Raw genomic sequence first — 1,523 nt, 5'->3', positions numbered from 1 at the left:
TGCATCTCAATCCCAAGGTGGAATCTATGGTTTGAGCTAAAAGAGCATCAAATTGCTCCATAATAGAAAAAATTCCTCCAAAAGGAGTGAGTTTCTCAGATTTTATTTGTACTTTTGCCATGTCATTCAGAGTTTTATTTGTTTTTTATTTGCAACACTAAGATAAGTGAAATTTCTGACATGGCAAAATCCTGAGCAACTTTTTGTTGCTCAGGAACTTATAAATAAAGTTAAATCAAAGTGTTGCGGAATTAAGGAACATGAAAAAAAACAGAAAAAAGCAAATCGTAGTTTTGTGTATAGCTTTAGTTTGCATCTTCATCTTGGTGTTCTCATTGTCCCATAAATCAGCTACAAAAGGTAGCGCGAATCCTCCATTAACAGATGTTTTGACTGATAGCATTTCTCAGATTGTCTCGGCTTGTCCTGGTGAAATTGGTGTGGCGGTTATTATTAATAACACAGATACGGTTAGTGTTAATAATAAAAGCATTTATCCTATGATGAGTGTATTTAAGGTTCATCAGGCATTAGCTCTTTGCAATGATTTTGACAAAAAAGGCCTTTCCCTTGATACCTTGGTAAAGATAAATAGGGAAAAACTTGATCCAAAGACATGGAGCCCTATGATGAAAGATTATTCAGCACCAGTTATATCGTTGACAGTAAGAGATCTGTTGCGCTATACTCTTTCCCAGAGCGACAATAATGCAAGCAATATCATGTTTAAGAATATGCTCAATACTGCACAAACAGACAGTTTTATAGCGAAACTCATACCACATTCGAGTTTTCAGATAGCTTATACAGAAGAGGAAATGTCCGCTGACCATGACAAAGCTTACTCTAATTACACATCTCCTCTTGGTGCTGCAATGTTGATGAATCGTTTGTTTACAGAAAGTCTTATCAGTAATGAGAAACAAGATTTCATTAAGAATGCATTGAAAGAATGTAAAACAGGTATAGATAGGATAGTAGCTCCACTTCTTGATAAAGAAGGGGTTGTAATAGCACATAAGACAGGTTCTGGTTATGTCAATGAAAATGGTATTCTTGCAGCTCAGAATGATGTAGCCTATATATGTCTGCCTAATAAGGTCTGCTATACCTTAGCTGTATTTGTTAAGGATTTCAAGGGAAATGAATCACAAGCGTCACAATTTGTTGCGCATATATCAGCGGTAGTATATTCTTTATTAATCAATACTGCGTTAAATTAATATTTAATCGTCTGTAAATCAATAACTTATATTAAGAAGTGCTTATGAAAACTTAACTGTAAAAAGTTGGTCAAGTCGCTGATTTTCAGTAACTTTGTAGATCACGACAAATACAATATTACATGAATACAGGACTTGACCAATATATGGATATCTTTAAAGATGCAGTTGAAGATTCAGCTGCAAAGATAACAAAAAGTTTCGAGAAAATACTCATCGAGGTGATAATTTTGTTCATGGTAATACCAAGAAAGATAAATTTCACCCAAATGGGGAGGTATGGCTCGCATGTTGAGCAAA

General features: G+C 34.7%; 1 protein-coding gene. It reads left to right on the top strand.

The annotated features are described in order from the left end of the window. The first annotated feature begins 260 nt into the window (after positions 1–260). On the top strand, positions 261–1,223 hold the full coding sequence (locus ACTQ16_RS16565; protein ID WP_118082167.1) for a CfxA family broad-spectrum class A beta-lactamase: 963 nt from the start codon (positions 261–263) through the stop codon (positions 1,221–1,223). Positions 1,224–1,523 lie beyond the last annotated feature (300 nt).

Source organism: Prevotella sp. LCP21S3_D2, from assembly GCF_052118345.1.
In the GTDB taxonomy this organism is placed as follows: Bacteria; Bacteroidota; Bacteroidia; order Bacteroidales; family Bacteroidaceae; genus Prevotella.
This window is presented reverse-complemented; position numbering and strand designations above follow the sequence as displayed.